This is a genomic window from uncultured Aquabacterium sp. (genome assembly GCF_913773725.1).
In the GTDB taxonomy this organism is placed as follows: Bacteria; Pseudomonadota; Gammaproteobacteria; order Burkholderiales; family Burkholderiaceae_C; genus Aquabacterium.
On record NZ_CAJYGK010000155.1, the window covers coordinates 1 to 3,146 of the forward strand.

The 3,146-nt window shown below is 62.8% G+C and carries 4 protein-coding genes; 1 reads left to right on the forward strand and 3 read right to left on the reverse strand.

Annotated elements, in window-relative coordinates; all coding sequences use genetic code 11:
* From sdhA to sdhC, 3 genes are all read right to left on the reverse strand, one after another.
* Positions 1-1,391: succinate dehydrogenase flavoprotein subunit (gene sdhA, locus QZ709_RS18085; protein WP_294638865.1), on the reverse strand; the 1,391-nt coding region annotated here is incomplete at its 3' end.
* Positions 1,391-1,780 (reverse strand): succinate dehydrogenase, hydrophobic membrane anchor protein, encoded by a 390-nt coding sequence (gene sdhD, locus QZ709_RS18090; RefSeq protein ID WP_060978157.1) that lies wholly within the window; start codon positions 1,778-1,780, stop codon positions 1,391-1,393. The genes sdhD and sdhA, both read right to left, overlap by 1 nt.
* 59 nt (positions 1,781-1,839) lie before the next feature.
* Positions 1,840-2,229 carry a succinate dehydrogenase, cytochrome b556 subunit gene (gene sdhC, locus QZ709_RS18095; RefSeq protein ID WP_060978139.1) on the reverse strand — a complete coding sequence of 130 codons (390 nt, stop codon included), beginning with the start codon at positions 2,227-2,229 and terminating at the stop codon, positions 1,840-1,842.
* Between the two features lie 220 nt (positions 2,230-2,449).
* On the opposite strand from sdhC, the gene QZ709_RS18100 reads away from it, so the two are divergent.
* Positions 2,450-3,146 (forward strand): hypothetical protein (locus tag QZ709_RS18100; RefSeq protein ID WP_294638868.1); only part of this gene is annotated, 697 nt, incomplete at its 3' end.

The following is a 3,146-nucleotide window of genomic DNA, read 5'->3' on the forward strand; positions in this document are numbered from 1 at the left end:
CCCCGGATTTCCGCGGTCGGCGTGCTGCCGGCGGCATTGCGGAATTTGTCGAGGCGCGTCAGCGACAGCTCTTCCGAACCCTTGGGGAGCGGATTGTGCGTCGTGTTGGGCTTGCAGATGTCGGCGATGCGCTTGCCGGTCGCGCGGCCGAACACCACGAGGTCGATCAGCGAGTTCGAGCCCAGACGGTTGGCGCCATGCACCGAGACGCAGGCAGCCTCGCCCACGGCGTAAAGGCCGGGGACCACGGTGTCCGGGTTGCCATCCTTGATGGTGACGACCTGGCCGTGATAATTGCAGGGAATGCCGCCCATATTGTAGTGCACGGTCGGCACCACCGGCAGCGGCTGGCGCGTCAGATCGACGCCCGCGAAGATCTTGCCCGTCTCGGTAATGCCCGGTAGGCGTTCGGCCAGCACCTTCTCGTCGATATGGTCGAGATGCAGGTAGATATGGTCGTTTTCCTTGCCGACGCCGCGGCCTTCGCGGATTTCGGCGGCCATCGAGCGGCTGACGACGTCGCGGCTCGCCAGGTCCTTGGCGGACGGCGCATAGCGCTCCATGAAGCGCTCGCCTTCGGAATTGGTCAGGTAACCGCCCTCGCCGCGCGCACCTTCGGTGATGAGCACGCCCGCGCCATAGATGCCGGTCGGGTGGAACTGCACGAATTCCATGTCCTGCAGCGGAAGCCCTGCGCGCAGCACCATCGCGCCGCCGTCACCCGTGCAGGTGTGCGCCGAGGTAGCAGAGAAATAGCAGCGACCCGATCCGCCCGTCGCCAGCACCACGGCATGGCTGCGGAAGCGGTGGATCGATCCGTCTTCCATGCACAGCGCGATCACGCCCCGGCAGACGCCGTCTTCCATGATCAGGTCGATGGCGAAATATTCGATGAAGAAATCCGAATCGTACTTCAGCGACTGCTGGTACAATGCGTGCAGCATGGCATGACCGGTGCGGTCGGCGGCGGCGCAGGTGCGCTGCACCGGCGGGCCTTCACCCATGTTCTGCATGTGCCCGCCGAACGGACGCTGATAGATGGTACCATTGTCGTTGCGGCTGAACGGCACGCCAGCATGTTCGAGCTCATAAACCGCCGCTGGCGCCTCGCGCACCATATATTCGATCGCGTCCTGGTCACCCAGCCAGTCCGATCCCTTGACGGTATCGTACATGTGCCACGACCAGTGGTCGGGCGAATTGTTGCCCAGGCTTGCCGCAATGCCGCCCTGCGCCGCCACGGTATGGCTGCGGGTCGGGAACACCTTGGTGATGCACGCGGTCTTCAGCCCCGCTTCGGCGCTGCCCATGGTGGCGCGCAGGCCCGATCCGCCCGCGCCGACGACAACCGTGTCGTACACATGGTCGATGATCTTATAGGCTTCGGTCATCAGCTTGCAGCTCCGGCAAAGGCAATGCGCGCAACGGCGAAAATGCCGAGGGCGGCCCCGGCAACGGCGTAGAAGTTGAGCAGCAGGATCACGCCGAACTTGGTGCCATGGTCATGCACATAGTCCTCGACGATGACCTGCAGGCCCAGGCGCAGGTGATAGAAAACGGTGACGATCAGCAGGATCATCGCGGTCGCGGGCAGCGGCGCAGAGAGCCAGGCGGTGACCGTCGCATGATCGAGCGCAGGCAGGCTGACCAGCGAGGCGATGAACCACAGCATCAGGATGAGATTGCTGACCGCGGTGACCCGCGCCATCACCCAGTGATGCGTTCCCGTTTTGGCGGACCCCAGCCCGCGAACCTTGCCAATTCTGGTGCCACTTCCCATGGTCGACTCCTTGCGCGCAGGCCCCATAGCCCGCCACGCCGCACAGATAATTCAAAAGATCAGGCGAAAAAGATGATCGCCCACAAAAACGCCGTCAGCACGATCGACAGCACCGGCAGCAGCGCCGACCAGCGGTTGTTGTTGTCAACCTCATAGCCCGCGCCGATATCGAGCACGAAATGGCGGAGGCCCGAGAGCATGTGCTGGAAGAAGGCCCAGGACAGGCCGACCATCAGCAGATAGCCGATGGGGCTGGTGGCCCAGCCGACATACCAGGCATAGGCCTCGGGTCCGCTGGCAAGCGCCATCAGCCAGCCGATGAGCAGAATCCCGCCGATCACGGCCATGCCGTCGCCCGTTGCGCGATGGAGGATCGAGACCAGCATGGCCGGGCCCCAACGCCAGATGGAAAGGTGCGGCGACAGCGGCCTGCCCGATGGTTTTGCCATGGTCTCCCCCGTTTAAACGTTCGTGTTCATAAGCGAATTTGCGTCCCGCGCCTGTTTAGCCGATTGCCCACATGATGCAATTGCTGATTGTGCGCGCTCCATTGCAGGCCCGGCATCGGCCTGCGCAGCAATGCAGCTCGAGCGGGCGCAGCAATAACCCGGCGTTAACCATGTGCGCATATGCCGATTGCTCAATCATCCAGCTTGGCAAGAGGACGGCATGGCAGACCACAGCAAGGACACGAAGGGTAGTGCCAGTATCAAGGCACTTTACCAGTCCGTGGCTCACGAGCTTTCGATCAGTCGCAGGCTGGCGGCCTTTGACGCTGCCGGCGACCTGCCTCGCCTCGCGCGCCAGGCGCTGGAACTGCTGAAGCAGGACCAGGACGCCATTGCCCAGTGCTTCTGGGATCATTTCAGTTCTATTGCCGAGCTCGCCAGCAAGACCGATGACATCGAGAAGCTGAAGCATCAGAATATCGAGGCCAGCCGACGCTACACCCACGAGAAAATGGCCAATCTCGATGGTCAACTCTGGGTGGAAATGGCCTTCAGCCACGCCCTGTTCGCCCAGAAACTGGGAGTCCCGATGTGGCAGCTGCTGGCTGCCAATGCGCACACGCACGACTTTGCCGTGAGCAAGATGCGCGAGAAGCTTCCCAATGACGTGGATCGGTATCAGCAGTTGGCGCGCGCCACGGCCCAGGTCATGGTGATCGAGGCCGAGATCATGGCGTTTGCCATCAACACCATGACCCAGCAGGACGCCCAGAAGGTGCGGATCGCGCAGACCGCTAGCTTCAAGCAGACGGTTGATGGCGAGTTGCAACAGGCATCGCATCTGGGCAGCGGCCTGAAGAATCAGGTCGTCAACGCATCCGAAGCCGCACGCCAGATGCTAGGCCGCTCGTCCGAGG

Bases quoted from the DNA above. Each gene is read 5' to 3' on its own strand.
- sdhD (WP_060978157.1), bottom strand. From the start codon at position 1,780: ATGGGAAGTGGCACCAGAATTGGCAAGGTTCGCGGGCTGGGGTCCGCC.
- sdhC (WP_060978139.1), bottom strand. From the start codon at position 2,229: ATGGCAAAACCATCGGGCAGGCCGCTGTCGCCGCACCTTTCCATCTGG.